The following is a 24,926-nucleotide window of genomic DNA, read 5'->3' as shown; positions in this document are numbered from 1 at the left end:
TGCTCCCCGCACCCATGGAATCCCCGTCAATCCAAGGAAGCCTCCGATGTACCTGCAACGCTCCCTCCTCGCCCTGCTCATCGGCGCCAGCGCCGCGCTCTCCGGCTGCCAGAACATGTCCACCGACGGCCTCGTGCAGTCGGGCATGATGGCGATGAAAGCCGCCACCCTGAGTGACGCCGAAATCAAGCAGGTGGCCGACGAAGCCTGCGCCAAGATGGATTCCGAAGCGAAGATCGCGCCGGCCTCCAGTCCCTACACCCAGCGCCTGAACAAGATCGCCGCCGCCCTGGGCAACCCGCTCACCGGCATTTCGATCAACTACAAGGTCTACATCGCCAAGGACGTCAACGCCTTCGCCATGGCCAACGGCTGCGTCCGCGTGTACTCCGGCCTGATGGACCTGATGAGCGACAACGAAGTGGAAGGCGTGCTCGGTCATGAGATCGGCCACGTCGCCCTCGGCCACGTGAAGAAGGCTACCCAGACCGCTTACGCAGCCGCCGCCGCGCGCACCGCTGCAGCCTCCGCGGGCAACAGCACGGTTGCCGCCCTGTCGCAGTCGCAGCTTGGCGAAATCGGCGAAGCGCTGATCAATGCACAGTTCTCGCAGTCCCAGGAATCGGCGGCCGACGACTACTCCTTCGACCTGCTGAAAAAGCGCGGTATCAAGCTCGATGGCCTGGCCAGCGCCTTCGACAAGCTCGCCACACTGGATGGCGGCGCCGATAGCAGCATGTTCGACTCCCACCCCGGTTCGAAAGACCGCGCCGCTCACATCCGCCAGCGCATCGCCAGCGGCAAGTGATGTCCCGGCGAGCCTCCTTTCGAGGCTCGCCCTTTTTCACACCTCAGCCAGCAGAGCCTGCAAACGCACGCCCGACGGCCGCCGGCAGTTCACCTCCACGCGCTCCAGCCCAAGCCAGTTCGCCATCTCGTCCAGCTGCCGTGCCAGTGCGATCCAGCCCTCCTCGCCCGGCCCCTTCGCCTCCTCGTGAACGGCGTGCACCACCAGTTTTCCTGCCGCGCGATCGGAGCGCAGGTCGACCCGTGCCGCCAGGTGCTCGTCGAACAGGAAAGGCAGCACGTAGTAGCCGTAGACGCGCTTGTGCTGCGGCGTGTAGATCTCCAGACGATAGCGGAAATCGAACAGGCGCTCGGTGCGCGCGCGCTCCCAGACCAGCGAATCGAAGGGCGAGAGCAAGGCGCTGGCGCGCACCTTGCGCGGAATGACCGCATCGGCCGGGCAGTAACCCGGCGCCTGCCAGCCCTGCACCTGCACCGCCATCAGGTCGCCCGCCTCCACCAGCTCGGCCAGGCGCGCCTTGCTGTCGGCCGGCTCCAGGCGGAAGTAATCGCGCAGGTCCTTCTCGGTGGCAACGCCCAATGCCTGCGCCGAATGCAGCAGCAACCGGCGCTGTGCCTCGGCTTCCTCGAGGTCGGGTTGATCGAGGACGGCGGACGGCAGGACCCGCTCCGGCAGGTCGTACAGCCGCTCGAAGCCACGGCGTCCGGCCACCGTCACCTCGCCTGCGGCGAACAGCCATTCCAGCGCATGCTTTTCATCGCTCCAGTCCCACCAGGGGCCGGCGCGTTCCTCGCGGGTGGTGAGGCTGCCGGCGCCCAGCGCGCCCTGCTCGCGCACGGAGCTCAACACGCGCTGGATCACCGGCTGCTGCTCTCGACCGAAGCGCGCCAGTTGCTGGTAGATGCCGCGACCTTCGGCGGCGCGGCGCATGCGCCAGCGCATCAGCGGATAGAGTTCCAGTGGCAGGAGCGAGGCTTCATGGCCCCAGTACTCGAACAACCGCCGATGGCGCCCGGTGCTCCAGGCCGCTTCTTCCAGCAGGGTTTGCGAGTAATTGCCCAGGCGCGAGAACAACGGCAGGTAGTGCGAGCGCACCAACGCATTCACAGAGTCGATCTGCAGTACACCCAGGCGCTCCAGCAGGCCACGCACATGGCGTCGCTGCACCTCCCCACTCGGCCTGCGCAGGGTGAAGCCCTGGGCGGCCAGGGCCAGGCGGCGGGCCTGCCTCAGGGACAGCGAGTCGGCTATCGGCATCGGTGGACTCCAGGACTGAAGAGTCCTAGAGCCTAGCGCCAAACACGCGCCTTGACCGCATCAAGCCGGTTCGCCCACGCGGCCGGGCATCGGGAACGGCCGGGCAAAGGTGAACACCTCCGGCGACGCCCCCTGTGCCTGCAACAGCTCCAGCTTGCGCCGCGCCATGCGCACGTCGGGCAACTCCCCCGCCGGCAGCCACCACAGCGCCAGGCTTGGCGTCGGCAGCTTCTCCATCCAGTCGCGCTTCTGGCGCAGCACGGCCAGGTGCTCACCGCCATAGACGTACTCGCGCAGCGCCTCGACGGACTCCCATAGCGACAGGTTGACGATGATCAGCGGGTCATCGAAGGCGCGAATGGCGGTGGCATCGCCCTCGTCGGTCTGCAGGCGCCAGACGAACCCGGGGCTGGACTCGGCCAGCCGGTTGATGTGATCCAGCTGATCGACGAAGCCTTTCATCACGGGGTGATCCAGCGGTGCGCGGGCCTTGGCGATATTGACCTGGGCGAGATGGTAGTTCGAAGACATGGGGGCATTCCCTGGCAAGGTGATGTGTCCGGTACAACGGCGGGCGGCACGCTCCCGCGTGCCGCCCGTGCAGATTAGCGCCTGAGGTGATCGATCCAGAACGGACGCTCGATTTCCTCCTGGATATCGGCACGGCTCAAGCCGATATCCTTGAGCGCCTCATCGCTCATGCTGGCCAGCACGCGGCGCTGGCGGGCCAGCTCCTGCCACTGTAGCAACCGCTGCAGGGCTCGTTTCCACAGCGGTGCGGCCGGCGTCTTGTGGGTGTGATAGGACATCGATACGAAACCCAGTTGACCTTTCATCGTGATTCCCTCCGTGTGGGCCTGGATGCAGTCTCGCGCCGGCGCTAAGATCAATCCAACGAATCATTCTTATGCGACCCATCTCGGAGATTGATGAATGAGCAGCTTCCCGAGTATCGACAGCGAACTGCTGCGCACCTTTGTCGCCATCGCCGATCACGGCGGCTTCACCCGCGCCGCCGAGGTGGTCAACCGCACCCAGTCGGCGGTGAGCATGCAGATGAAGCGCCTGGAAGAGGACGTACTGGAGCGCGCACTGTTCGAGCGCGATGGACGCCAGGTGCGCCTGACGCCGGAGGGCCAGGTGCTGCTGGGCTTTGCCCGGCGCATCCTTCGCCTGCAGGGCGAGGTGTTCAATACCTTCCGCCAGCCGCACATGGTAGGCGCGGTGAAGATCGGCACGCCGGATGACTACGTGATGCGCTTCCTGCCGGAGATTCTCTCGCGCTTCGCCGAGGCCTATCCGCTGGTCCAGGTGGAAGTGCACTGCGAATCCTCGGCGCAACTGCTGCTGCGCAACGATCTGGACCTGTCCATCGTGACCCGCGAACCTGGCACCGAGATCGGCCAGTTGCTGCGCCAGGAACCCTTCGTCTGGATGGCCGCCGAGAGTTTCTGCCCGCAGGACCAGCGCCCACTGCCGCTGGCGATGTTCAACACCGCCTGCTTCTGCCGCGCCTGGGCCTGCAACGCGCTGGAAGCCATGGAAGTGGATTACCGCATTGCCTACAGCAGCCCGAGCCTGTCAGCCCTGTTCGCCGTGGCCAGCGCGGGGCTTGCGGTGACCGCGCAACTGCGCAGCCTGCTCACCGGCAACCTGCGCATCCTGGGCGAGGAAGAAGGGCTGCCGCAGCTGCCCAACGCCAGCATCGTGCTGTTACGGGGGGCGAAGATGACGCCGGTCACCGACAAGCTGGCGGAGTACATCGTCGAAGGCTTCCAGGCCTGACGGCAGGCCAGAGCGGCGCTCGTAGCCAGGAGACGCTGTTCAACAAATAGCCATCGCGCTAAATTAATGCGCAATTGCCTGTTCATCCCGGACGCTCTCCCAGGGCGTCTACCCAGGCTCTCTATCCCGGCACTCATCCAGGAGATGTGCGATGGCCCAGCCAGACCCTACCTGCGAAGCCCTCAAGCTCGACAACCAGCTGTGCTTCGCCCTCTATTCCACCTCCCTGCAGATGACCAAGGTCTACAAGCCGCTGCTGCAGGCGCTGGGACTCACCTATCCGCAATACATCGCCATGCTGGTGCTGTGGGAGGGCGACGGCATCACCGTCGGTGAGATCAGCTCGCGAATGCTCACCGACCCCGGCTCCCTCACCCCCCTGCTCAAGCGCCTGGAGGCCGAAGGCCTGATCACCCGCACCCGCAGCCAGGCCGACGAGCGCGTGGTGCAGCTGCGCCTGACCGACAAGGGCCGCGAGCTGCGCCGACAGGCGGAGAGCATTCCGGGCTGCATCCTCGCCAGCAGCCGTCTAACGTTGGAAAAGCTCCAGCGACTTCAACAGGAATTGGTGGAGCTGCGCGAACAGCTGCAAGCCCCGTAATCCGGGGCTTATGCCTGAACGCACCGCTCTTTAGCGCGAAATCTTCCGAAATTTATCTTGCGCACTAAATTAAATCGAACTAACTTTCACCTAACGCACTGATTAGTGCACAAGATATTAACCAGCAAGACAATCGGAGACACCGCCATGCAAACCATCAAAGCCCTCTACACCGCCACCGCTACCGCCACCGGAGGCCGCGACGGCCGCGCCGTTTCCTCCGACGGTATCCTCGACGTGAAACTGAGCACCCCGCGCGAGCTGGGCGGTGCGGGCGGCGAAGCCACCAACCCGGAACAGCTGTTCGCGGCCGGCTACTCCGCCTGCTTCATCGGTGCCATCAAGTTCGTCGCCAGCCAGAGCAAGAAGCAGATCCCGGCAGATGCCTCGATCACCGGCAAGGTCGGTATCGGCCAGATCCCCGGCGGGTTCGGCCTGGAAGTGGAACTGAACATCAACCTGCCGGGCCTGGACCTGGCCGAGGCACAGGATCTGGTCGCCAAGGCCCACCAGGTCTGCCCCTACTCCAACGCCACCCGCGGCAACATCGACGTGCGCCTGAACGTGAGCGTGTGATAGCCCGCAGCCAGACGGCAGAAACGAAAAAGCCCGGCATCAGCCGGGCTTTTTCTTGTCTCGGTTCAGGCTCAGGCCTTGACGCGGGACTTGTACTCGCCAGTGCGGGTATCGATTTCGATCGAGTCGCCGATTTCGCAGAAGGCGGAAACCTGGACTTCAGCACCGTTCTTCAGGCGAGCGGTCTTCATCACTTTACCGGAGGTGTCGCCACGGACAGCCGGCTCGGTGTAGACGATTTCGCGAACGATGGTGGTCGGCAGTTCAACGGAGATGACTTTCTCGTTGTAGAAGACCGCTTCGCAGACGTCGGTCATGCCGTCTTCGATGAAGGTCAGCACGCCTTCCAGATCGTCTTTCTCGATCTCGTACTGGTTGAACTCGGTGTCCATGAAGACATACAGCGGGTCCGCGAAGTAGGAGTAGGTCACTTCCTTACGGTCGAGGATGATCGGCTCCAGCTTGTCGTCGGCCTTGAACACGGTCTCGGTGCCAGCACCGGTCAGCAGGTTCTTCAGCTTCATCTTGACGACCGCGGAGTTACGGCCGGATTTGTTGAACTCGGCCTTCTGGATGACCCAGGGGGCGCCATTGATGTTGGCAACCTGGCCAGCGCGGAACTCTTGTGCGGTTTTCATACGATTATCCGATTGGATTGGAGACAAAAAACAGGGGCCATATCATAGCCAATTTGTATAAAAACGCACCAGCCCCGTCGCAAGATCGGTTTGCTCGGTCAAACGCCGCTGCCAATTGCCAATCCAGGCAGACCACTCCGGGAGCCGCGTTTCCAGCCGCCGCCAGGCCTCGCCGGTGTCGCCGCGCCCGTTCCAGGCCAGCCAGAAATCGCTCAGCGCCTGTCGCAGCGCATCGTCCATATCCTGGGCGAACAGTGCCAGGAACGCTTCCAGTTTCTCCAGGTGGACTTCCTCGTCCTGCTGGTAGATGTGCCAGACGAAGGGGCGCCCGGCCCATTGCGCGCGAACGAAGGAATCCTCGCCGCGCACCGCATTGATGTCGCAGCTCCACAGCAGCGGGTCGTAATCCTCCTGGCGGACGAACGGCAACACCTGCACCCGCAGTGCGCCGCGCTCGCAGCCCTGCCCCACCCCCAACGACTGCTGCGCCCAGTGCTGGACATCGCCCAGCACGCGACCTTCAGGCACCAGCAACAGGGTTGGCGTCCCCCCCTCGGCCAGGGTATCCAGCCAGCCGGCGAGCCCGGGGTTCTCGTAGGCGAACAGGGAAATGCGCCGCTCCCCGTCGCGCACCTGAACGCCGAGGCTTTCGAGGAAACGGGCACTGTTGCCGGGATCGGCCTGGAAGGCATCCCGACGCAGGATCAGGTCGCCTTCGCGCAGCAGCCCGCCGGTGAGCGGCGTGAAACCGGGGAAATAGAAGTACTTCTGCAGGCCATTGGGCTGCAGCGACGGCAGGCCATGGCAGGACTCCACCCAGGACTCGGCGCTGAGATACTCCAGGTTCAGCCACAACGACGGCTTCGGCCGTCGCGCCATGGCTTCTATATAGGCAGGCGGCATGGCACAGGCGAAGGCTTCGATCACCACATCCGCCGCCTCGGTATCGAGCCAGGCCTGCGACCAATGCCGAACCTCCACGCCGGACTGCTGCTGCGATTGCGCCTGCACATCGGCCTGGGGACAGATGCGCACGAACGCGGCCAGGTCATCCACCCACAGGCGCACCGCTTGCCCATGCTCGGTCGCCAGCTGGCGAGCCAGGCGCCAGGTAACACCGATGTCGCCATAGTTGTCGACCACACTGCAGAAGATATCCCAGCTCGCCATACGCCTGCGCCCAGCTCTTTAGAAGGCGCCAGTGTACCCGCGATCCGGCCCATTCTCCTTAAGCCGATGAATCCGTTGGAAAAAACATGAAAAAAACATTTGCGTTCGGGCAAACCTTTGAGTAAAGTGCGCGCCTCGACAGACACAGCGCTGTCGAGAAATCTGGTGAGGTGTCCGAGCGGTTGAAGGAGCACGCCTGGAAAGTGTGTATACGAGAAATCGTATCGAGGGTTCGAATCCCTCCCTCACCGCCAGATCATGAAAGAAGCCCGGCTAAGCAATTAGCCGGGCTTTTTTCGTTATGCGTTAACACTTTCGTCACCTCTTGCAAGTTGCCACTAGTTGGTCAACTGCATTACGACGCTTACACAGTTGTTCGAGCATTGTCGACACTCATCTGACAGCCCGACTCCCCTTCTTCGGAAACGGACTCCCTCCCGCCTGACACCCATTGGCAACACTCCTTTGCCAAATTGGACAGTTTTTGCTCAATTCCGCCTCGCACAACTGCAAATACAGGCTCAACATGAAAAAAAAGTGCCGTACTTGCGTCTGGTCAGTTTACTTACTACAAGTAATGGGTACTATGTAGTCCGGCTAATTTCCCAGTCATGGGAGATTGCTTTTAATGGAAATGTCCACCTTAAGGGGAACACGATGAACAACGTTCTGAAATTCTCTGCTCTGGCTCTGGCTGCTGTTCTGGCCACCGGTTGCAGCAGCCACTCGAAAGAAACCGAAGCACGTCTGACCGCTACTGAAGACGCCGCTGCTCGCGCTCAAGCCCGTGCTGACGAAGCCTATCGCAAGGCTGACGAAGCTCTGGCCGCCGCTCAGAAAGCCCAGCAGACCGCTGACGAGGCTAACGAGCGCGCTCTGCGCATGCTGGACAAAGCCAGCCGCAAGTAATAGATCTTCGGATCTGTTAAAAAACCGACCCTTCGGGGTCGGTTTTTTTATGCCCGCGATTTCTTGCCCCACGCGAAGGGATGCCTGGAGAAAGCGCGCGCAAGAAAAAGCCCGCTCGAAGCGGGCTCTTTCGAAGCAGTACGAGTTACTGCAACTGCATGGCGTCCTGGTCGACCGTAGCGGTAACCGGGGCACCCTCGCCTTGCGTCTGAGGCTGGGCAATGGCGACCGGCAGACCATCTTCGGCGGCCACGACTTCACGCACCACGTTCCAGTCCATCTGCATCTGGCTGGCGATGTCTTCGCGCTTGAGCAGCGCATTGATCACTGCCGTGTGCTTGTCGACCACCGACGGATTACCGTTGTCGTCGATCGGCGCGTGGGCTTCGAGATAGATCTTGCCTTCGCTGCGACCGAACTTGTAAGGCTCGTTGATGATGCGCACCTTGGTGCCGACCGGAAGCATCGAGAACAACTGGGTCACGTCCCAGTTGTACATGCGGAAGCAACCGTGGCTGGTACGGGTACCGATACCGAACTTCTTGTTCGAACCATGGATCAGGTAGCCATGGAAGCCCAGGCTCATCTTGTACGGACCCAGCGGGTTGTCCGGACCCGGCGGCACCACGGTGGGCAGCGGATCGCCGTCGGCGGCATGCTCGGCACGGATCGACGCCGGCGGATACCAGGCCGGGTCCTTGGTCTTGGCAATCACGGTGGTACTGCCGACCGGCGAGCCCCAACCCTCACGACCGATACCCAGGGCATAGGTGTAGACGACGTTCTTGTCCTTGGGGAAGTAGTACAGGCGGTATTCGGCGAGGTTGATCACTACGCCTTCACGCGGGCCCGCCGGGAGGATGAAGCGGGTCGGAATGATCACTTCGGTGCCCACGCCCGGCAGCCAGGCATCGACGCCCGGGTTGGCAGCGATCATTTCGGAGTAACCGAGGCCATATTTCTCGCCGAGGTCGGCGAAGGTGTCTTCGTACTTGGCCTTGATCACCTGGACCTGACCGACGATATCGTCGCCCGGCGCCGGCAGTGGCAATTCAATGGCGGAAACGGGGCCGGCCGAGAGCAACGCGGCTAAGGACAGCGAGCAGGCGGCAATAACGCGCGACAACATCCGAGAATCCTTGACAAGGGCAATGGGCAAAGGGGTAACAGTTTACCACTGCCAGCCGGATCACTGGGAGATATCAGACGAGCCAGGAAGCCCGCGCGCCGCGCTTTTCCTGTTCGAGTTGTTTCAGGCAGGCGCTGCACACGCGGCGGTCGCGCAGCAGCGGCTTCTCAAGCCCGCGCCAGAGCGGCTGGGCAGGCAGCAGGCTGCCGCAGAGCGTGCGGTCGGCCGGGGTCCCAAGCTCCAGCTGGCGCGCGACAAGATGCACCCGGACCTCGCGGCAGGCGAACAGATCCAGCTGCTCGTCGGGTTCGATCAGCTGGTAGGCGAAGTGGGTCCAGGCGGGGCGCGGCATAGGGGCTCCAGAAGGGTGCGCAAACATAGCCGAAAGGCCGTTCGCGGGGAAGCCTTGATACAGCGGAATTCAGAGTAGCGGCTTGAGCGCCGGCCACAGGTTGTCGAGCAGTTTAGGCTGCGCGGCGACGGCCGGGTGAATACCGTCCGCCTGCATCATCCCCGGCACCCCGCCAACGCCATCGAGGAAGAACGGCACCAGGACGATTTTCTGTTCCTGGGCGACAGCCTCGAACACCCTGGCGAACGCATCAGTGTAGCGCTGCCCATAGTTGGGCGGCAGCTTCATGCCCAGCAGCAGCACCTGGGCACCCGCCTTCCGCGACTGTTCAACCATGCCGCTAAGATTCTGTTGCAATTGCGCCGGCGCCATTCCGCGCAGGCCGTCGTTGCCGCCCAGCTCGATCACCACCAGCTTCGGCTTCTGCTCCGAAAGCAGCGCCGGCAGGCGCGCGAGGCCGCCTGCGCTGGTGTCGCCGCTGATGGATGCATTGACCACCTTGTAGGCGAAACCCTGCTCCTTCAGGCGCTTGTCCAGCAGGCTCACCCAACCCTGGCTGGTATCCAGCCCCAAACCGGCGCTGATACTATCGCCGACGACCAACAGCGTCTGCGCCGCGGCCTGCTGCGCAATCAGAAGCAACGCCAGGCAGCCGCCCATTAGCCATGCACGCATCGGATTCTCCATGAGCGAACGCATTCTCACCGCGCGGAACCTTAGCAAGGTTGTTTCCAGCGCGGAAGGCAAGCTGACGATCCTCCACGACCTCTCCCTCGACCTCTCCCGCGGTGACAGCCTGGCCATCGTCGGCAGCTCGGGCTCGGGCAAATCCACCCTCCTCGGCCTGCTCGCCGGGCTCGACCTGCCCTCCGGCGGCGACATCGTCCTGCTCGGCCATGCCCTGGACAGCCTCGACGAGGACCAGCGCGCCCGCGTGCGCGCCGCCCATGTCGGCTTCGTGTTCCAGTCGTTCCAGTTGCTCGACAGCCTGACCGCCCTGGAGAACGTCATGCTGCCGCTGGAGCTCGATGGCCGCGCCGACGCCCGCCAACGCGCCCGCGAGCTGCTGGAACGGGTCGGACTCGGCCAGCGCCTGACCCACTACCCGCGCCAGCTCTCCGGCGGCGAGCAGCAGCGTGTCGCCATTGCCCGCGCCTTCGCCGCCGAGCCGGACGTACTGTTCGCCGATGAGCCCACCGGCAACCTCGATACGCACACAGGCGAGCGCATCAGCGACCTGCTGTTCGAGCTCAACCGCGAACGCGGCACCACCCTGGTGCTGGTAACCCACGACGAGCGCCTGGCCCATCGCTGCCAGCGCCTGATCCGCCTGGAAAGCGGCCACCTGATCGACCACGCCGAACCCTGACGGACGAGAGCCGATGAAGTCATTGTCGCTGCCTAACCTGTTCCGCCTGTCCCTGCGCCAGCTGTGGCGCGAAGGGCGCAGCGGCGAATTGCGCGTGCTGTTCTTCGCCCTGCTGGTGGCGGTGGCGGCCAGCTCCGCCATCGGCTATTTCAGCGCCCGGCTGAATGCGGCGATGCTGGTGCGCGCCGCCGAATTCCTCGGCGCCGACCTGGTGCTGAGCGGCACCCAGCCCGCTACCGACGAGCAGATCGACAGCGGCCTCCAGCTGGGCCTGCAGCATGCGCGCAGCGTCGAGTTCTCCAGCGTGATTGCCACCGACCAGGGCATCCAGCTCAGCAGCGTCAAGGCAGTAGGCGACAGCTATCCCCTGCGCGGCGAACTCAAGAGCGCGCCCGCGCCCTTGCAACCCGAAGTCGAAGGCGGACGGCCGCAGCCGGGGGAAATCTGGGTCGAGTCGCGCCTGCTGGCAAGCCTTGAACTGAAGATCGGCGACAGCGTCGACGTCGGCCGCAAGTCCCTGCGCATCGCCCGCGTGCTGACCTACGAGCCCGACCGCGCCGGCGACTTCTACAGCCTGACGCCCCGGGTACTGATGAACCTGCAGGACCTGGACGCCACCGGTGTCGTCCAACCCGGCAGCCGCGTCCGCTACCGCGACCTCTGGGGCGGCTCGCCCGAGGCGCTGCAAACCTATAGAAAGGCAACTCAGGACGGCCTCGCCGCCAACCAGCAACTGCAGGACGCCCACCACGGCAACCGGCAGATCGGCGACGCCCTCGGCCGCGCCGAACGCTACCTGAACCTCGCCAGCCTCGCCGCCGTGCTGCTCGCCGGCGTCGCCGTGGCGCTCTCGGCCAACCGCTTCGCCACCCGCCGCTTCGACGCCAGCGCACTGCTGCGCTGCCTCGGCCTGTCGCGCCGGGAAGCCCTGCTTCTATACGGCACCCAACTGCTCACGCTGGGACTGCTTGCCAGCCTCTGCGGCGCCTTCCTCGGCTGGCTCGCCCAGCTTGGCCTGATGCGCCTGCTGGGGGACCTGCTGCCGCCGCAGATTCCCGAAGCCGGGATAGTTCCCGCACTGGCGGGCATGGCCACCGGCCTGGTCGCGCTCGCCGGCTTCGCCCTGCCGCCGCTGGCCGCGCTCGGCCGCGTGCCACCGCTGCGGGTGCTGCGCAGCGACCTGTTGCCGGTACCGATGCGCACCTGGATGGCCTACGCCTGCGCGCTGTTCGCCCTGGGCCTGATCATGTGGCGACTGAGCCTGGACCTGAAACTGACCCTCGCCCTGCTCGGCGGCGGCGCCATCGCCGCGGTGGTCCTTGGCTTCATCCTGCTGCTCGCCCTGCGCGGCCTGCGCAGCGCTCTCCAGGGGGCCAGCCTACCCTGGCGCCTGGGCGTCGGCCAACTGCTGCGCTACCCATTGGCGGCCGCCGGGCAGAGCCTGGCCTTCGGCCTGATCCTGCTGGCCATGGCGCTCATCGCCCTGCTGCGCGGCGAACTGCTGGACACCTGGCACGCGCAACTACCGCCCAATGCACCGAACCATTTTGCGCTGAACATCCTGCCCGCCGAGAAGAACAGCTTCGAGCGGCGCGTGAAGCAACTCTCGCCCAATGCCGAAGACCTCTACCCCATGGTGCCCGGCCGCCTGGTAGCGGTGAACGGCCAGCCGGTCCACGCGCTGAGCGAGGACGTACGCAGCGAGCGCGCCCTGCAACGCGACCTCGGATTGACCTGGTCGGCTCGCTTGCCGGCCGGCAATCGGATCGTCGCCGGCCAGTGGTGGCAAGCCGGTGAAAAGAGCGCGCTGCCCGGCGTCTCGGTGGAAGAAAAGCTCGCCGGCAATCTCAGCCTGAAGGTCGGCGACCGCCTGAGCTTCAGCGTCGCCGGCCAAACGCGCGAGGCACAGGTGCGCAGCCTGCGCTCGGTGAAGTGGGACAACTTCCAGCCGAACTTCTTCATGGTCTTCGAACCCGGCACCCTGACCGACCTGCCGGTGACCTACCTGACCAGCTTCTACCTGCCGATCAGCCAGGAGCGCGACCTGATCGAACTGGCGCGCGCCTTCCCCACCGTCACCCTGCTGCCGGTGGACGCACTGCTCGCGCAACTGCGCAGCATCCTCGACCAGGTGACGCTGGCGGTGGAGTACGTGCTGGTGTTCGTTCTCGCCGCCGGCTTCGTGGTGCTCTTCGCCGGCCTGCAGGCCACCCTCGACGAGCGCCTGCGCCAGGGCGCCCTGCTCCGTGCGCTGGGTGCCGAACGCCAGCTGCTGATGCGCACCCGGCGCAGCGAGTTCGCCTTGCTCGGCGCAGTCAGCGGACTGCTGGCGGCGCTGGGCTGCGAGCTGATCAGCTACCTGCTCTACCGGCTGGTCTTCGACCTGCCGTGGAGCCCGCATCCCTGGCTGCTCACGCTGCCCGTGCTCGGTGCACTGCTGGTCGGCGGCGCGGGCCTGCTCGGCACGCGGCGAGCCCTGAGCGTGAGCCCGTTGCGCCTGCTGCGCGAAGGCTGATCGGGTAGACTTCCCTTCATCATTCCCGTCACCCCGGAAGCCATGAGCCGTTATCGCCCTCCCCGCCCCGCCGGCACCCCGTTGATCACCCCCGAAGGCGAAGCGCGCCTGCGCGCCGAGCTGCACGAACTATGGAACGTGCGCAGGCCGCAGGTCACCCAGTCGGTCAGTGAAGCGGCGGCGCAAGGCGACCGCTCGGAAAACGCCGAGTACACCTACGGCAAGAAGATGCTGCGCGAGATCGACAGCCGCGTGCGCTTCCTGCGCAAGCGCCTGGAAAACTGCAAGGTGGTGAGCGAACGCCCGGCCGACCCGAACAAGGTGTACTTCGGCGCCTGGGTCACGCTGGAGGACGAGGACGGCGAGCAGGCACGCTATCGCATCGTCGGCCCGGACGAACTCGACCTGCGCAACAACCACATCAGCATCGACTCACCGCTCGCCCGCGCCTTGATCGGCAAAGAGCTGGACGCCGAGGTGATGGTGCGCAGCCCGTCCGGCGAGAAGATGTGGTTCGTGGTGGAAATCGAGTATCCCTGAAACTGGGAAAGCACCGTGCCCCTGTAGGAGCGGGCCATGCCCGCGATCGCGCCCATGGGGCGCTCCTACAGGGAGCTTCAGCGCTCAGAGCGGCTGCGGCCGCCGGGTGATCAGCCCCTGGCGGGCGACGCGGGTCAGTTCGCGAACAGTGGACTCCAGTTGCTCGGCTGGGGGCGCCTGGACCACGGCGAAGTCGAAGCTGTCGGAAGCGAAGCGGGCGATGTCGGCGACGGTTTCGGCGAACTGGATCAGGAAGGTGCGCGAGCCGTTCCAGCGCTTGGGCCAGCCATCGAGGTAACGGACGAGGGTGGGCTGGTGATTGCCGCCCAGAAGAATCTTCGGATTGCGGCGCACCAGGCCGGTGGTGATCGGGGTCAGGCGCACATGCGGGTTGGGACAGGTCATGGTGTCACGTCTCCGCCTCAGGGGTCCTGCTGGACGCGGCGAGAGGCACACCGAACCAGCGCTTTAGCGGTATTTCGATGTCAGCCATCGCTGCATCCGCGCCCCGCAAGTTGCTACTTAAATCGGCGCTGAGCGGCATCCTAGATAAGCCCCGGCGATACTGTCAAGGCGACTTCAGTCAAGGAAACCCACGATGAGCACACCCCCGCTGCGGCTGTTCTTCGCCCTGCCCTGCCCACCGGAGCTGGCGCAGGCAATCTGCGCCTGGCGCGATGGCCTGCACCTGGACGGCCAGAGCGTCACGCAGGCCAACCTGCACCTGACCCTCGCCTTCCTCGGCGCCACCCCTCGTGGCCGCAAGGCGGAACTGCTGACGCTCGGCGCGAGCCTGCCGCGCCGCGGTTTCACTTTGCAACTGGACCAGCTGGCACGCTGGAAGAACGGCATCCTGCACCTGGCGCCAAGCCAGATTCCCAGCGAGCTCCACGAACTGGTGCAAGCCCTGCGCGAAGCATTGCAGGCCCACGCCTTCGAGATCGAGCAACGCCCCTTCCACCCGCACCTCACCCTGGCACGCCACGCCCACAGCCTGCCGGCGGCACAGCCCGCCTTCGAGTTGCCGGCCCGCGCGATCACCCTGTACAGCTCGGAAAACAGCCCGACCGGCGTGCGCTATCGCCCGCTCGGCGAATGGCCGTTAGACCACCCCTGACTGCGCGTAATCGAGGAAGCACCGCAGTCCTGCCGTGGGGAACTTGTCGATATGCAGTGCCAGGAAGAACGTGCGGCGCAGCGGCCCCAACGGGTTGTCCAGGCGCACCAGCTCACCCCGTGCCAGTTCCGCCTGCACCACACGCTCCGACAGGCAGCCGATCCCCGCCCCGCGCCCGACCAGATGCTTGATCGCCTCGGCGTTGCTGATTTCCAGCGGCGCGTTGACGCTGCCCAGGCGCGGCAGCACCTGCTGCTCGAAGGTGACGCGGGTGCCCGAGCCGGCCTCGCGCAGGACCCAGCGTGCGGCCGCCAGATCCTTGAGGGTGACTTGAGGGGCTTGTGCCAGTGGGTGATCCGGCGCGACCACCAGCACCAGCTCGTCGCCGGCCCAGGGCGTGAGCTGGATCTGCGGATGCTGGATCGGCGCCTCGATGAAGGCGACATCCAGACGAAACTCGGCCAGCGCCTCGATCACATCGCGGCTGTTGGCAACCTGCAGTTGCAGGCGGCTGTCCGGCAGTTCGGCGAGAAAGCCTGCCATCACCTGCGGCAACACATAGCCCCCGATGCTGCGGCTCGCTCCCAGGCTGAGCTGTACCGGCGCGGACTCGAACAGGTTTTCCAGCTCCTCGCCCTGGGCCAGCAGCGCACTGGCCTTGGGATAGAAGGCACGGCCGTTGTCGTTTAGCGCCAGGCGCTTGCCACTGCGATCGAACAGCCGCGTCCCCAGGGCTCGCTCCAGCTCCTGCAACGCCTGGCTCGCTGCCGACTGCGAAAGCGCTATGCGGGCGGCCGCCTGGGTGACATTGCCCAGCTCGGCGATGGCAGTGAAGGTCGCCAGTTGGCGAAGGGTGATGCGAGGCCCCATATCGAAAAAACCGGTTAACCCAATAAGAACAATCCGTTTTTACACTAAGCAGGAGCGCGGCACCATGGCTTCACCTTACACAAGGAGCCTTTCATGGACGCTTTACGCCGCCTGCCCTACTACCTGCCCGGTGCCCTGCTCTGCCTGGCCATCGCCTTCGGCTCGCGCCAACTGATGGAAATTCCCACGCTGCAGCACCTTGGCCTCGGTAGCCTGACGCTGGCCATCCTGATCGGCTTGCTGGCGGGCAACCTCGGGCTCGCCCGTTTCGGCGGCATCCGTCCAGGAGTGGACCTGTCCCGCCAGCAACTGCTGCGACTGGGCGTGGTGCTCTACGGCCTGCGCCTGACCTTCCAGGACATCGCCGCCCTCGGTCCGGCCGCGCTGGTGATCGATGTACTGATGGTCGCCAGCACGCTTGGCATGGCCTGGTGGATCGGTGAACGCTGGCTGAAGCTGCCGCGCGAGAGCGCCCTGCTGATCGGCGCCGGCAGCGCCATCTGCGGTGCCGCAGCGGTGATGGCGAGCAGCCCGGTACTCAAGGCGCGCGCCGAGCACACCGCCGTCGCCGTGGCCACCGTGGTTCTGTTCGGTACCCTGGCCATGCTGCTGCACCCGCTGATCTATGCGGCCCTGCCGAACCTGTTCGGCAGCGAGCAGGCATTCGGCGTGTTCACCGGCTCGACCATCCATGAAGTGGCCCAGGTGGTCGCCGCCGGCCGCGCCATGGACCCGGCCGCCGCCGACGCCGCGCTGATCAGCAAGATGCTGCGGGTGCTGCTGTTGGCTCCGGCGCTGCTGATTCTCGGCCGCGTCGGCTGCGCCGAAGCCGCCGAGCCGGGCCAGCGCCGCAAGCTGCACATCCCCGGCTTCGCCGTGGGCTTCCTGCTGGTTACCGGGCTGCGTTCGCTGGGCTGGGTATCCGAAAGCTGGCTGGCACCGCTGCAACAACTGGATGATGTGATGCTGGGCATGGCCATGGCCGCCCTGGGCCTGGCCACCCGCCTGGGCGACCTGCGCAAGGAAGGGTCGAAGCCGCTGCTGCTGGGCGCCGGGTTGTTCGTCTTCCTGCTGGTTGGCGGCGGCCTGATCAATGGCGGCGTGCAGTACCTGTTCCACTGATTCGGGCAGACACAAAAAAGGGCGGACACCCACAGGTGTCCGCCCTTTTTCGTTACTGCATTCGCGATCAGCTGGACAGCTTGCGGTCCAGGGAGAACGGGCCGGCGCCGCTGATCAACAGGGCAACGCTGATCATGATCAGGGTAAAGGCGTATTCGTAGCCATTCGCCTGGATGAAGAAGCCATTGGCCGCATGCACGCTGAACACCGCCACCAGCATCGCAATGATCAGCGGGATGCTCGCCAGACGCACCAGCAGGCCCAGTACCAGAGCCAGACCACCGAAGAACTCGGCGCTGCCGGCCAGGGTGGCCATCAGGTAACCCGGGGTCACGCCGATGGACTCCAGCCAGCCCGCCATGCCCTGCAGACCGGGGCCGCCGAAGGCGCCGAAGAGTTTCTGCGAGCCGTGGGCCATGAAGGTCAGGCCAGTGGTGATGCGCAGGACAGCAAGACCGGCGCCAGCATTGGTGGACAGGATGGATTTGATCAGCGAGTTCATGGTGATTCCTTGTGCAGAGGAGAGTGGGCCACAACCGTGGTTGCTTGGGGACCAATATAGCCAATTATTCCGATACAAAAAGCGCAAAATTGCACTGATAACTATCGAATTAATTAATTACTTCTTGATCGCTGCCACGCTCTCTCGTGGCTCCAGGCCATCACGTTCGCGCTGATATGCAAGATAGTACTTGTTGACGCTGCTGACATAGTTCACCACGCCTATGCCCAGCTGCTCGGCCGCCACCCGCTCGACCTGGAAGAACCACTGGTTCGGGTTGAGCCCCTGGCGCTTGGCTTCCGCGCGCAGGCTCTGGATTCGCTCGGGGCCAGCGTTGTACGCCGCCAGCACGAAGGCCATGCGATCGCGCTCGCTGATGCGCGGGCTGGAGAAGAAGCGCTTGCGCAGCATCGCCATGTAGCGGCTGGCGGCCTGCACGTTGCTCTCCTTGTGGTGCACGGAGTCCACGCCCACGGCACGGGCGGCCGCCGGCGTGATCTGCATCAGGCCGGTTGCGCCACCGCTGCCACGCGCGCCGGCATCAAGGTTGGATTCCTTGAAGGCCACCGCCGCCAGCGCCAGCCAGTCGAGGCTGCTCTGCTCGGCGAAACGCTGCAGGGTCGGACGTACCGCTTCCAGACGCTTGCGATCGGGTGCCACCAGCGGATTGCGCACCTGGTAGGCGCGGCGATAGAGGCGCTGGAAGGCGCTGTCCTGGTCCGCCGGCGCACGATAGCCCTTGAGGAAGCCGTTGACGCTGGCGCGCAGCATCGGCGCATCGCGGCGCACGTACCAGGTCATGCTCTCGGTATTGTCCAGCACCAGGTGCCGGTCGATGCGCAGCTTGGTGAAGACCTTGGCCCAACGCTCGGCAATGGGCTGCTCGACCACGGTGTAATTGAAGATACCGGCCTGGACCATCTCCAGTACGTCCTCCACGGCCAGCGAGGAGTCGGTCCACTCCAGCACCATCGGCGCCATCCGCCGCTGCGCCAGGCGTTCGTTGACCCGCTGGATGGCATCCCCTGCCGCGCTGCCCGCCGGCAAGGTGACAGTGCGGCCGGCAAGCTGCTCCAGGCGTACGAAACGGCGGTTGCCCTGTTTGGTCACCAGCACCAGCGGGACATCTTCCTTCCACGGCAGGCTGGCGCTGACATTCTGCCCGTCGCGGGCCAGCAGTACTTCGCCGGGAGCGACCAGGTCACCCTCGCCGCGCTGCAGCGCACCGAGCAGTTGATCCTTGGCCTTGGGAATGAATTTGATGGTGAGCGGCTTGCGCCCCGGGGCGGTGTCGTTCAGGTACTGTTCGAAGGCGCGCAGGCGGCGATATTCGACGCCAATGGGCTCGCCCTTGATCTCGCCGGAGCTGTTGCGGCTCTGGTTGACCAGAACGCGGAGCACACCACCGGAGCGAATGCTGGCCAGGTCGTGGAGGCTACCGCTGTCCTGCTCCCAGTTTTCCGGCTGGGTCGTCAGGCGCGCAGCCGCCGGCAGTGGCGTCAAAGCCACGAGGCACAGCAGTAGCAGCAACAGTCGGGTCATCCAGCTCTCCGGGGGCTCGCACTCGGCGAGGGGCCGGTTAGAGTGCGGTTTCGGCCGGTAGTTCCCGGCCGCCAAGGGCGCGCAAGACTCTCACAGGAAGGGCTCAGTACCAACCCGAAACTTCCGATATATCTTCGGAAAAACCCTCAACCTGCTGTTTTTGATGAATTTTCGTCTGAAAAGCGGCGTTTGCTATGCTCCGTTTCCGGACAAAAGGAAGAAAAATGCAACTGATCGACATCGGCGTCAACCTCACTCACCCCAGCTTTGCCGCAGAACGTGAAGCAGTCCTCGCCCGCGCCGCCGAGGCTGGCGTCGTGCAGATGGTGCTGACCGGCACGAGCCTGGACGACAGCGAACAAGCCCTGGAACTGTGCCGGCAACTGGACGAAAGCCAGCGTCTTTACTGCACCGCGGGCGTCCACCCGCACGAGGCCAGCCACTGGGACAGCGGCAGTGCCAAGGTGCTGCGCGGCTTGTTGCAGGAAGACCGGGTGCGCGCCGTCGGCGAGTGCGGGCTGGACTTCAACCGCGACTTTTCGCCGCGTCCGATGCAAGAGAAGGCCTTCGAGGAACAGCTGGCCCTGGCGGTGGAGCTGCAGCGCCCGGTGTTCATCCACGAACGCGACGCCGCCGAACGCCTGCTGGCGATCCTCAGGGATTTCCGCGACAGGCTGCCCGCCGCCGTGGTGCATTGCTTCACCGGCGAGCGCCGCGCGCTCTACGGCTACCTCGACCTGGACCTGCACATCGGTATCACCGGCTGGATCTGCGACGAACGCCGGGGCACCCACCTGCAAGAGCTGGTGAAGGAGATTCCCGCCGGCCGCCTGATGCTGGAAAGCGATGCGCCCTACCTGCTGCCGCGCACGCTGCGGCCCAGGCCCAAGCACGGCCACAACGAGCCGGCCTTCCTGCCGGAGGTGCTGGCGTGCGTGGCGCAGCATCGCAGCGAAAGCCCCGAGGAGGTCGCCGCCCACACCACCGATTGCGCACGACGCTTCTTCAACCTGCCCACAGTCTGAAGGCGCTCTCAAGATAACCGTCCATCGGCCGCTAACCCGGGTGTGGAAGGCGGCTTGATCCCCATCAATGGCCAGCCTTCATCCTTTTCATGACAATGGCGGCACCTTGCCACCATTCGACCGACAAGAAGACAACCATGGCCGCCTGGATCCGCGACATTTCCCTCAAGTACAAATTCTGGGCCGTAAACGCGGTCGCCTTCGTCACTACCCTGCTGCTGGTGCTGTTCGCCATGCACCAGGAACTCGACGCCCGCAACCAGCAGGCACGCCAGGGTGCCGAGGCCCAGGCCCAGTTGCTCAAGAGCTGGCCGGCGGGTACGCCGCTGCCGTCTTCCGCCAACCTCGTCGGCTTTGCCGCCGGCAGCGCACCGCAGATCGCCGGTATCGACGGCTCCGCCCTCTCCCACGCCAACGGCTGGGTCGACCTGCAGGGCGCCCGGAGCCGTGCCGGTGCACTGGCCGGCGCCTACGTGCAGGACCTCGGCAATGGCCAACGGGTCGCCGTACTGGCAACCGGCGCCGACTTCTGGGATGTCTTCGAGGTTCGCGCCCTGCCCTACGCCGGCGCCGTGCTGATTCTGATGCTCGCGCTGCTGGCCGCCTCGCAGTTGCTGATCCGCTTCATCCTTACCCACCTGCTGACCCTGCGCGACGTGATGCTGCATGTGGAAAAGAGCGGCGACCTGTCCGCCCGCGTGCCGCTGGAAAGCCGCGACGAGGTCGGGCAGATGGCCACTGCCTTCAATGCCATGCAGGGCGGCTACCAGCGCGTGGTCGGCACCGTCGCCCAGGCTGCCGGACGTCTCGACGAAGGCGCGCGCAGCCTCGCCAACACCATGGGCCAGGTGCGCCAGGGCATGCTCGGCCAGCAGAGCGAGACCGACCAGGCCGCCACCGCCATCAACGAGATGTCCACCACCGTCCACCACATCGCCCAGCACGCCGCCGACACCCGAGACCAGTCGCAGGAAGCCGATCGCCTGGCGGGCAACGGCCAACAGGTGGTCGGCCGCGTCGGCCAGTCCATCGCCGGCCTGTCCCAGGGCGTGCAGCAGACCGCCGAGATGATCCAGCAGCTGGCACAGGACAGCCACAAGATCAGCAGCGTGGTCAGCGTGATCCACGGCATCGCCGAGCAGACCAACCTGCTCGCCCTGAACGCCGCCATCGAAGCCGCCCGCGCCGGCGAGATGGGCCGCGGCTTCGCCGTGGTGGCCGATGAAGTGCGCAACCTGGCCAAACGCGTGCAGGACTCCACCGACGAGATCACCCAGATGATCACCGCCTTGCAGTCCGGCACCCGCGACGCCGTGGAGTTCATGCAGGAAAGCTCGATCAAGGCCGACGGCTGCGTCGAGGAAGCCCGCGAAGCCGGTGAAGCCCTGGCCGCCATCGCCGCCGCCGTGGCGCAGATGCGCGAGAGCAATACGCAGATCGCCGTGGCCGCCGAGCAGCAGAGCCAGGTCGCCGAGGAGATGACCCGCTCGGTGGTGGGCATCCGCGACGTTACCGAGCTCACCGTGCAGCAGACCGTGGACTCCGCCGGCACCAGCCATCAGTTGGCGGACCTGGCCGGCGAACTCAGCCGCGCGATCCGCCAACTGCGCCTGTAAGCCCTATCAGGCGCATAGCCAGCGCCCATTGGCTGCCCTTTTCGGCCACGACCTAGACTTCCGGTAGATGCCCGCCGCCCGCGGCGGGCCCGTATCGCACAGGAGTCCGTCCATGGCCAAACGTCATCCCAACCTGCTCGCCTGGCAATGGCGGGGCTATGCGGCCAACCACCGCAACCCCACCAACCTGGCACTGCACATCCTCGCCGTTCCGCTGTTCATCCTCGCCGCGGTGATTCTGGTCAGCGCCCTGCTGCGCCTGCACCTGAGCGGCGTCGCACTGGGCGTGATCGGCATCGTCGCCTCGCTCGCAATCCAGGGGCGCGGCCACAAGCTCGAAGAGCAACCGCCGGAACCCTTTGCGGACCGCCAGGACGCCATTGGCCGGCTGCTCGCCGAACAATTCATCACCTTTCCCCGCTTCGTTCTCAGCGGCGCCTGGTGGCGTGCCTGGAAAAATCGTAGGCGCTGACGAAGGCGCGGCATTTCGGCCATTCAAGTCATAGGGGTATTCGCCGCTATAATCGTCGAAATTACGTCGTGAGCGGTCGGAATGTCGGTTGTTCGTCATTTTTTTGGCTTTTTAGCCTGCCTATTTATTGGCAGCCAGGTGGCGGCGAGTCCGCCCGCATCCCCGCCCCTCGAGCGTAACGTCCTTACCCTGGCGATTGCCGACCGCCCCGAGGCCGCCCGGCGCCTGAGCCTGGCGGATCTGCAACGCCTCCCACCGCAGACCTACGCCGCCATGCTTCCCGCGGAAGAGCGCATTTCCCGCTGGCAAGGCGTCCCGCTCAACCAGCTGTTCGATGGCGCCGAGCTCGGCCGATCGAAACGCCTGCGCGTCGATGCCCTGAACGACTACTCCGCGCTGATCCCCCTGAGCGACCTGGACACCTACCAGCCGATCCTCGCCTATCGCCGCGATGACCATTACATCGGCATCAGCGAGCGCGGCCCCCTGTTCATCATCTATCCGCTGGTGAAGCATCCGGAGCTGCGCACCCAGGTCTACTTCAACCGAACCGTCTGGCAGGTCAGCCGCATTACCCTGGAGTGATCGCCTTGCCCCCTCAGCCTCCCGGGCGTCGCTGGCGCCGCCTGACTTTCGTCGTCCTCTGCAGCCTGATCGCAGTCCTCACCCTGGGTGCCTTTGCCGCCCTCCTGCTGGTCAACCAGCACGCCCGGCAACTGGCGCATCCTGATGCGCACAGCGAGCTGTGGCAGGCCTATCAGGTGCGCGCCGAACTGGAACGCTCGCTGGACACCGCCCAAGCGCTGCTGGACGGACGCGCGGACAGCGACGCCCTCGCCACCCGCATCGAAGTCCTGGTCAGCCTGCTGGTGCCGCTGCGCACGACCCAGGTCTTCCAGCACCTCGCCGAGCCGCGCCCGGAAGTCGGCGAAACACTCGGGCAGCTCGACCGGCTCAGCGCCGACTGGGCCAGGCGCGCGCCCTGGGGGCAACCCGCAGCGGCGCGGACGATCGCGCAGGAGATGCAGCGCCAGTTGCCAGCGCTGCTCGGCCCCACTCACGACCTCATCGTCGCCACCCACATTGCCCTGACCAACCAGCTCGACGAAGAGCGCCAGGATCTGCAACACGCCTTCAACCTGCTCGCCTGGGTGCTCGCCGGCCTGGGCCTGTGCTGCGTGCTGTTGACCCGGCAGGTCATTGCCAATTCCCGGCGCCGGCAACGGCTCACCCAGCGCCTCAACGAACTCAACCATTCCCTGGAAAGGCGCGTGGAAGAACGCACCCAGGAGCTGAGCGAACGCAAGGCGCTGCTGCGCTACATCCTCGACACCAGCCCCAGCGACGTAGCGCTGCTCAACGACCATGACGGCCACGCCCACTACGTCAGCCCCGGCCTGCTGCAACGCACGGGCACGGACGACGAGCGCTTCAACCTCGCCCGGCTGTTCGACGACCCCGACGAAGAAAGTCGCTTCCGCCTCGCACTGGACGAGTTCGGGCAACTCAATGGCTGGGAAACCCGGCTGGCCGGCAATCCCCCTTACTGGGCGGTGGTCTGGGCAAGGCGGCTGGATATCGACGGACAGGCCGCCTCACTGGTGTGGAGCTTCGACATCCAGCAGCGCAAGACGCTGGAACAGGAGCTGCGCCTGCTCGCCAGCACCGACCCGCTGACCGGTCTGCAGAACCGCCATGCCTTCGTCAAACGTGGCGTCAGCCTGCTCAAGAGCGCCCAGCGCCATCAGCGCCGGTGCTCGGCGCTGATGCTCGACATCGATCACTTCAAGCGGATCAACGACACCTACGGCCACGCCTTCGGCGATGCGGTGCTCAAGGCCGTGGCCGGCGAACTGAGCCAGGGCCTGCGCGAGATCGACCTGCTCGGCCGGCTGGGCGGCGAGGAGTTCGCCGCGATCCTCCCGGAAACCGCTCCAGAGCAGGCACTGCAAGTCGCCGAACGGTTGCGCAATGCCGTGCAGGCGCTGTCCTTCAGCACCGAAGACAACAGCCGCCTGCGCTTGACGATGAGCATCGGCGTGGCCGAGTGCCTGCCCGGCGAAGTGCGCCTGGAGGACCTGCTGGCCCGCGCCGACCGTGCCCTCTACCGGGCCAAGGCCGGCGGCCGCAACCGCACCGAGCAGGCGCCGGGCTAGCCGAAGATGGTCGCTGTCTGCCGGCTGATCGCCAGCAGGCGGCCGTCCGGTCCCCAGCAATGCGCGGCGATGTGGCCGTAGCCGTCGCGCGCGTGTTCGATGGTCGCCCGGTACTGGCACCAGCCATCGACCGGCAAGTCCGGCTGCGGCTGGATGAATTCCACAGTCCAGGTCAGCGAGCTGGACGGCGCCGGGCTCTTCAGGTGAGGCAAGGTCGCTGGTGGCCAGGCGTCGATCAGCGCCAGCAGGTGCGACACCTCCAGTGAAGCATCGCCCTTGCCGTCACCGCGAAAACGCATCCAGCCGCCCATTTCGACCTCGCGACTGGACGAGAACGGCATGTGCCCGCGCGCCCAGCGCATCGCGATGTACTGGGTGAAGGCCGGCATCAGCTTGCGAATGAACGGCAATTCCTGGCAGTGCTCGGGCTCGCGGAACTCCGGCGCCGGCAGATTTTCCACCTCGACGCTGGAACTGCGCGACTCGCCGAAGCTGCCCTGCACCAGCGCCACCACCTGACCGTCCTGCACCGCGCGGCAAAACACCTGGCTCACCGACTTGCCCTCGCGCAGCGCCTCGGCCTCGAAACTCACCGGCGTTTCCACCTCGACCGGCCCCACGAAGGTGATCGCCAACGAGCGCACCGGCCGCCCTTCGCGGGTCACAGCACGCATCGCCTCATAGGCCGCCGCGGCCACCAGTCCGCCGAAGCTCGCCCGCCCCTGTGCCCAACTCGTCGGGATGACCACGCTGCGCGGTGCGGCACGCACCGCCTGTAGCATTTCGGTGAATGTCATGGATCGCTTCCATTACCAGGATTCGGCCGCGATCTTAGGCCGGCAGCCGGCGCGAGCA

Annotated in this window: 28 protein-coding genes and 1 tRNA gene; 16 read left to right on the top strand and 13 right to left on the bottom strand. The window is 65.4% G+C overall.

Translation table 11 applies throughout. The features are described 5' to 3' along the window. The first annotated feature begins 46 nt into the window (after window positions 1-46). Window positions 47-808, top strand: a complete 762-nt coding sequence (locus tag ACQ5BL_RS03365; RefSeq protein ID WP_430292780.1) for a M48 family metalloprotease — start codon at window positions 47-49, stop codon at window positions 806-808. A 36-nt stretch (window positions 809-844) separates the two neighbouring features. Here the strand turns inward: ACQ5BL_RS03365 and ACQ5BL_RS03360 are convergent, their stop codons facing one another. The 3 genes from ACQ5BL_RS03360 to ACQ5BL_RS03350 all read right to left on the bottom strand — a co-directional run bounded on the left by ACQ5BL_RS03360 (window position 845) and on the right by ACQ5BL_RS03350 (window position 2,901). Beyond that, on the bottom strand, window positions 845-2,065 hold the full coding sequence (locus tag ACQ5BL_RS03360) for a winged helix-turn-helix domain-containing protein (RefSeq protein ID WP_243805024.1): 1,221 nt from the start codon (window positions 2,063-2,065) through the stop codon (window positions 845-847). 60 nt (window positions 2,066-2,125) lie between these two features. Then, window positions 2,126-2,596 carry a DUF3291 domain-containing protein gene (locus ACQ5BL_RS03355; protein ID WP_207886425.1) on the bottom strand — a complete coding sequence of 157 codons (471 nt, stop codon included), beginning with the start codon at window positions 2,594-2,596 and terminating at the stop codon, window positions 2,126-2,128. A 74-nt stretch (window positions 2,597-2,670) separates the two neighbouring features. Beyond that, entirely contained in the window at window positions 2,671-2,901 is a 231-nt protein-coding gene (locus ACQ5BL_RS03350; RefSeq protein WP_347881008.1) for a DUF1127 domain-containing protein, read from the bottom strand. Window positions 2,902-2,998: 97 nt separating this feature from the next. On the opposite strand from ACQ5BL_RS03350, the gene ACQ5BL_RS03345 reads away from it, so the two are divergent. The 3 genes from ACQ5BL_RS03345 (at window position 2,999) to ACQ5BL_RS03335 (ending at window position 5,027) form a co-directional block, all read left to right on the top strand. After that, window positions 2,999-3,850: a LysR substrate-binding domain-containing protein gene (locus ACQ5BL_RS03345; protein ID WP_207886423.1), complete on the top strand. Its 852-nt coding sequence runs from the start codon at window positions 2,999-3,001 to the stop codon at window positions 3,848-3,850. A gap of 151 nt (window positions 3,851-4,001) precedes the next feature. Next, the gene (locus tag ACQ5BL_RS03340) at window positions 4,002-4,451 is read left to right on the top strand and encodes a MarR family winged helix-turn-helix transcriptional regulator (RefSeq protein ID WP_207886422.1); all 450 of its coding nucleotides are present in this window, start codon (window positions 4,002-4,004) and stop codon (window positions 4,449-4,451) included. A gap of 147 nt (window positions 4,452-4,598) precedes the next feature. After that, complete coding sequence (locus ACQ5BL_RS03335; RefSeq protein WP_207886421.1) at window positions 4,599-5,027, top strand: organic hydroperoxide resistance protein; 429 nt, start codon at window positions 4,599-4,601, stop codon at window positions 5,025-5,027. A gap of 71 nt (window positions 5,028-5,098) precedes the next feature. Here ACQ5BL_RS03335 and efp read toward each other — a convergent pair whose 3' ends face one another. Both efp and earP read right to left on the bottom strand, forming a co-directional pair. Then, window positions 5,099-5,665 carry an elongation factor P gene (efp, locus tag ACQ5BL_RS03330; RefSeq protein ID WP_017517001.1) on the bottom strand — a complete coding sequence of 189 codons (567 nt, stop codon included), beginning with the start codon at window positions 5,663-5,665 and terminating at the stop codon, window positions 5,099-5,101. A gap of 42 nt (window positions 5,666-5,707) precedes the next feature. Further along, the gene (earP, locus tag ACQ5BL_RS03325) at window positions 5,708-6,835 is read right to left on the bottom strand and encodes an elongation factor P maturation arginine rhamnosyltransferase EarP (protein WP_243805025.1); all 1,128 of its coding nucleotides are present in this window, start codon (window positions 6,833-6,835) and stop codon (window positions 5,708-5,710) included. A gap of 164 nt (window positions 6,836-6,999) precedes the next feature. On the opposite strand from earP, the gene ACQ5BL_RS03320 reads away from it, so the two are divergent. Both ACQ5BL_RS03320 and oprI read left to right on the top strand, forming a co-directional pair. Continuing rightward, a tRNA-Ser gene (locus tag ACQ5BL_RS03320) sits at window positions 7,000-7,089 on the top strand. 403 nt (window positions 7,090-7,492) lie between these two features. Then, window positions 7,493-7,744, top strand: a complete 252-nt coding sequence (gene oprI, locus ACQ5BL_RS03315; protein WP_017517003.1) for an outer membrane lipoprotei OprI — start codon at window positions 7,493-7,495, stop codon at window positions 7,742-7,744. Between the two features lie 145 nt (window positions 7,745-7,889). Here oprI and ACQ5BL_RS03310 read toward each other — a convergent pair whose 3' ends face one another. The 3 genes from ACQ5BL_RS03310 to ACQ5BL_RS03300 form a co-directional block, all read right to left on the bottom strand. Continuing rightward, window positions 7,890-8,873, bottom strand: coding sequence for a L,D-transpeptidase family protein (locus ACQ5BL_RS03310; protein WP_207886419.1), 984 nt, complete (start codon window positions 8,871-8,873; stop codon window positions 7,890-7,892). A 73-nt stretch (window positions 8,874-8,946) separates the two neighbouring features. Continuing rightward, a complete protein-coding gene (locus tag ACQ5BL_RS03305; protein ID WP_207886418.1) occupies window positions 8,947-9,225 on the bottom strand; it encodes a hypothetical protein in 279 nt (92 codons plus the stop codon). Between the two features lie 69 nt (window positions 9,226-9,294). After that, complete coding sequence (locus tag ACQ5BL_RS03300) at window positions 9,295-9,900, bottom strand: arylesterase (RefSeq protein ID WP_243805026.1); 606 nt, start codon at window positions 9,898-9,900, stop codon at window positions 9,295-9,297. 10 nt (window positions 9,901-9,910) lie between these two features. Here ACQ5BL_RS03300 and ACQ5BL_RS03295 point away from each other — a divergent pair, with 10 nt between their 5' ends. From ACQ5BL_RS03295 to greB, 3 genes are read left to right on the top strand one after another with little or no spacing between them, the layout of a single operon-like run. Continuing rightward, window positions 9,911-10,594, top strand: coding sequence for an ABC transporter ATP-binding protein (locus ACQ5BL_RS03295; RefSeq protein WP_243805027.1), 684 nt, complete (start codon window positions 9,911-9,913; stop codon window positions 10,592-10,594). A gap of 13 nt (window positions 10,595-10,607) precedes the next feature. Then, the gene (locus tag ACQ5BL_RS03290) at window positions 10,608-13,109 is read left to right on the top strand and encodes an ABC transporter permease (RefSeq protein ID WP_430292779.1); all 2,502 of its coding nucleotides are present in this window, start codon (window positions 10,608-10,610) and stop codon (window positions 13,107-13,109) included. 42 nt (window positions 13,110-13,151) lie between these two features. Next, the gene (greB, locus tag ACQ5BL_RS03285; RefSeq protein WP_243805029.1) at window positions 13,152-13,649 is read left to right on the top strand and encodes a transcription elongation factor GreB; all 498 of its coding nucleotides are present in this window, start codon (window positions 13,152-13,154) and stop codon (window positions 13,647-13,649) included. An 84-nt stretch (window positions 13,650-13,733) separates the two neighbouring features. Here the strand turns inward: greB and ACQ5BL_RS03280 are convergent, their stop codons facing one another. After that, the gene (locus tag ACQ5BL_RS03280; RefSeq protein ID WP_279577194.1) at window positions 13,734-14,054 is read right to left on the bottom strand and encodes a hypothetical protein; all 321 of its coding nucleotides are present in this window, start codon (window positions 14,052-14,054) and stop codon (window positions 13,734-13,736) included. A 193-nt stretch (window positions 14,055-14,247) separates the two neighbouring features. Here ACQ5BL_RS03280 and thpR point away from each other — a divergent pair, with 193 nt between their 5' ends. Continuing rightward, window positions 14,248-14,766: an RNA 2',3'-cyclic phosphodiesterase gene (gene thpR, locus ACQ5BL_RS03275; protein ID WP_243805030.1), complete on the top strand. Its 519-nt coding sequence runs from the start codon at window positions 14,248-14,250 to the stop codon at window positions 14,764-14,766. On the opposite strand, the gene ACQ5BL_RS03270 is transcribed toward thpR, so the two are convergent. Then, entirely contained in the window at window positions 14,752-15,636 is an 885-nt protein-coding gene (locus tag ACQ5BL_RS03270; protein ID WP_243805031.1) for a LysR family transcriptional regulator, read from the bottom strand. The genes thpR and ACQ5BL_RS03270 overlap by 15 nt on opposite strands. Before the next feature lie 93 nt (window positions 15,637-15,729). Between ACQ5BL_RS03270 and ACQ5BL_RS03265 the strand changes: the two genes are divergently transcribed. Next, window positions 15,730-16,758, top strand: coding sequence for a YeiH family protein (locus ACQ5BL_RS03265; protein ID WP_430292778.1), 1,029 nt, complete (start codon window positions 15,730-15,732; stop codon window positions 16,756-16,758). A gap of 67 nt (window positions 16,759-16,825) precedes the next feature. Here ACQ5BL_RS03265 and ACQ5BL_RS03260 read toward each other — a convergent pair whose 3' ends face one another. After that, window positions 16,826-17,260 carry a DoxX family protein gene (locus tag ACQ5BL_RS03260; RefSeq protein WP_207884490.1) on the bottom strand — a complete coding sequence of 145 codons (435 nt, stop codon included), beginning with the start codon at window positions 17,258-17,260 and terminating at the stop codon, window positions 16,826-16,828. A 117-nt stretch (window positions 17,261-17,377) separates the two neighbouring features. Beyond that, on the bottom strand, window positions 17,378-18,802 hold the full coding sequence (locus tag ACQ5BL_RS03255; protein ID WP_243805033.1) for a transglycosylase SLT domain-containing protein: 1,425 nt from the start codon (window positions 18,800-18,802) through the stop codon (window positions 17,378-17,380). Between the two features lie 224 nt (window positions 18,803-19,026). Here ACQ5BL_RS03255 and ACQ5BL_RS03250 point away from each other — a divergent pair, with 224 nt between their 5' ends. The 5 genes from ACQ5BL_RS03250 to ACQ5BL_RS03230 all read left to right on the top strand — a co-directional run bounded on the left by ACQ5BL_RS03250 (window position 19,027) and on the right by ACQ5BL_RS03230 (window position 24,071). Beyond that, window positions 19,027-19,827, top strand: a complete 801-nt coding sequence (locus ACQ5BL_RS03250; RefSeq protein ID WP_243805034.1) for a TatD family hydrolase — start codon at window positions 19,027-19,029, stop codon at window positions 19,825-19,827. A 137-nt stretch (window positions 19,828-19,964) separates the two neighbouring features. Beyond that, on the top strand, window positions 19,965-21,443 hold the full coding sequence (locus tag ACQ5BL_RS03245; RefSeq protein ID WP_243805035.1) for a methyl-accepting chemotaxis protein: 1,479 nt from the start codon (window positions 19,965-19,967) through the stop codon (window positions 21,441-21,443). A gap of 112 nt (window positions 21,444-21,555) precedes the next feature. After that, window positions 21,556-21,915, top strand: a complete 360-nt coding sequence (locus tag ACQ5BL_RS03240; protein ID WP_243805036.1) for an Mpo1-like protein — start codon at window positions 21,556-21,558, stop codon at window positions 21,913-21,915. A gap of 138 nt (window positions 21,916-22,053) precedes the next feature. Next, the gene (locus ACQ5BL_RS03235; protein WP_243805037.1) at window positions 22,054-22,500 is read left to right on the top strand and encodes an oxidoreductase; all 447 of its coding nucleotides are present in this window, start codon (window positions 22,054-22,056) and stop codon (window positions 22,498-22,500) included. After that, on the top strand, window positions 22,500-24,071 hold the full coding sequence (locus ACQ5BL_RS03230) for a diguanylate cyclase (protein WP_430292872.1): 1,572 nt from the start codon (window positions 22,500-22,502) through the stop codon (window positions 24,069-24,071). The genes ACQ5BL_RS03235 and ACQ5BL_RS03230 overlap by 1 nt, the downstream gene beginning before the upstream one ends. Here ACQ5BL_RS03230 and ACQ5BL_RS03225 read toward each other — a convergent pair. Then, a complete protein-coding gene (locus ACQ5BL_RS03225) occupies window positions 24,068-24,868 on the bottom strand; it encodes an acyl-CoA thioesterase (protein ID WP_243805039.1) in 801 nt (266 codons plus the stop codon). The two genes, ACQ5BL_RS03230 and ACQ5BL_RS03225, sit on opposite strands and share 4 nt — an antisense overlap. Window positions 24,869-24,926 lie beyond the last annotated feature (58 nt).

Source organism: Pseudomonas sp. B1-22, from assembly GCF_050474425.1.
GTDB lineage: Bacteria > Pseudomonadota > Gammaproteobacteria > Pseudomonadales > Pseudomonadaceae > Pseudomonas.
This window is presented reverse-complemented; position numbering and strand designations above follow the sequence as displayed.

Excerpts from the sequence above, each read along its gene's own strand:
- ACQ5BL_RS03365 (WP_430292780.1), top strand. The coding sequence starts at position 47 with ATGTACCTGCAACGCTCCCTCCTCGCCCTGCTCATCGGCGCCAGCGCC.
- ACQ5BL_RS03360 (WP_243805024.1), bottom strand. The coding sequence starts at position 2,065 with ATGCCGATAGCCGACTCGCTGTCCCTGAGGCAGGCCCGCCGCCTGGCC.
- ACQ5BL_RS03355 (WP_207886425.1), bottom strand. The coding sequence starts at position 2,596 with ATGTCTTCGAACTACCATCTCGCCCAGGTCAATATCGCCAAGGCCCGC.
- ACQ5BL_RS03350 (WP_347881008.1), bottom strand. The coding sequence starts at position 2,901 with ATGAAAGGTCAACTGGGTTTCGTATCGATGTCCTATCACACCCACAAG.
- ACQ5BL_RS03345 (WP_207886423.1), top strand. The coding sequence starts at position 2,999 with ATGAGCAGCTTCCCGAGTATCGACAGCGAACTGCTGCGCACCTTTGTC.
- ACQ5BL_RS03340 (WP_207886422.1), top strand. The coding sequence starts at position 4,002 with ATGGCCCAGCCAGACCCTACCTGCGAAGCCCTCAAGCTCGACAACCAG.
- ACQ5BL_RS03335 (WP_207886421.1), top strand. The coding sequence starts at position 4,599 with ATGCAAACCATCAAAGCCCTCTACACCGCCACCGCTACCGCCACCGGA.
- efp (WP_017517001.1), bottom strand. The coding sequence starts at position 5,665 with ATGAAAACCGCACAAGAGTTCCGCGCTGGCCAGGTTGCCAACATCAAT.
- earP (WP_243805025.1), bottom strand. The coding sequence starts at position 6,835 with ATGGCGAGCTGGGATATCTTCTGCAGTGTGGTCGACAACTATGGCGAC.
- oprI (WP_017517003.1), top strand. The coding sequence starts at position 7,493 with ATGAACAACGTTCTGAAATTCTCTGCTCTGGCTCTGGCTGCTGTTCTG.
- ACQ5BL_RS03310 (WP_207886419.1), bottom strand. The coding sequence starts at position 8,873 with ATGTTGTCGCGCGTTATTGCCGCCTGCTCGCTGTCCTTAGCCGCGTTG.
- ACQ5BL_RS03305 (WP_207886418.1), bottom strand. The coding sequence starts at position 9,225 with ATGCCGCGCCCCGCCTGGACCCACTTCGCCTACCAGCTGATCGAACCC.
- ACQ5BL_RS03300 (WP_243805026.1), bottom strand. The coding sequence starts at position 9,900 with ATGCGTGCATGGCTAATGGGCGGCTGCCTGGCGTTGCTTCTGATTGCG.
- ACQ5BL_RS03295 (WP_243805027.1), top strand. The coding sequence starts at position 9,911 with ATGAGCGAACGCATTCTCACCGCGCGGAACCTTAGCAAGGTTGTTTCC.
- ACQ5BL_RS03290 (WP_430292779.1), top strand. The coding sequence starts at position 10,608 with ATGAAGTCATTGTCGCTGCCTAACCTGTTCCGCCTGTCCCTGCGCCAG.
- greB (WP_243805029.1), top strand. The coding sequence starts at position 13,152 with ATGAGCCGTTATCGCCCTCCCCGCCCCGCCGGCACCCCGTTGATCACC.
- ACQ5BL_RS03280 (WP_279577194.1), bottom strand. The coding sequence starts at position 14,054 with ATGACCTGTCCCAACCCGCATGTGCGCCTGACCCCGATCACCACCGGC.
- thpR (WP_243805030.1), top strand. The coding sequence starts at position 14,248 with ATGAGCACACCCCCGCTGCGGCTGTTCTTCGCCCTGCCCTGCCCACCG.
- ACQ5BL_RS03270 (WP_243805031.1), bottom strand. The coding sequence starts at position 15,636 with ATGGGGCCTCGCATCACCCTTCGCCAACTGGCGACCTTCACTGCCATC.
- ACQ5BL_RS03265 (WP_430292778.1), top strand. The coding sequence starts at position 15,730 with ATGGACGCTTTACGCCGCCTGCCCTACTACCTGCCCGGTGCCCTGCTC.
- ACQ5BL_RS03260 (WP_207884490.1), bottom strand. The coding sequence starts at position 17,260 with ATGAACTCGCTGATCAAATCCATCCTGTCCACCAATGCTGGCGCCGGT.
- ACQ5BL_RS03255 (WP_243805033.1), bottom strand. The coding sequence starts at position 18,802 with ATGACCCGACTGTTGCTGCTACTGCTGTGCCTCGTGGCTTTGACGCCA.
- ACQ5BL_RS03250 (WP_243805034.1), top strand. The coding sequence starts at position 19,027 with ATGCAACTGATCGACATCGGCGTCAACCTCACTCACCCCAGCTTTGCC.
- ACQ5BL_RS03245 (WP_243805035.1), top strand. The coding sequence starts at position 19,965 with ATGGCCGCCTGGATCCGCGACATTTCCCTCAAGTACAAATTCTGGGCC.
- ACQ5BL_RS03240 (WP_243805036.1), top strand. The coding sequence starts at position 21,556 with ATGGCCAAACGTCATCCCAACCTGCTCGCCTGGCAATGGCGGGGCTAT.
- ACQ5BL_RS03225 (WP_243805039.1), bottom strand. The coding sequence starts at position 24,868 with ATGACATTCACCGAAATGCTACAGGCGGTGCGTGCCGCACCGCGCAGC.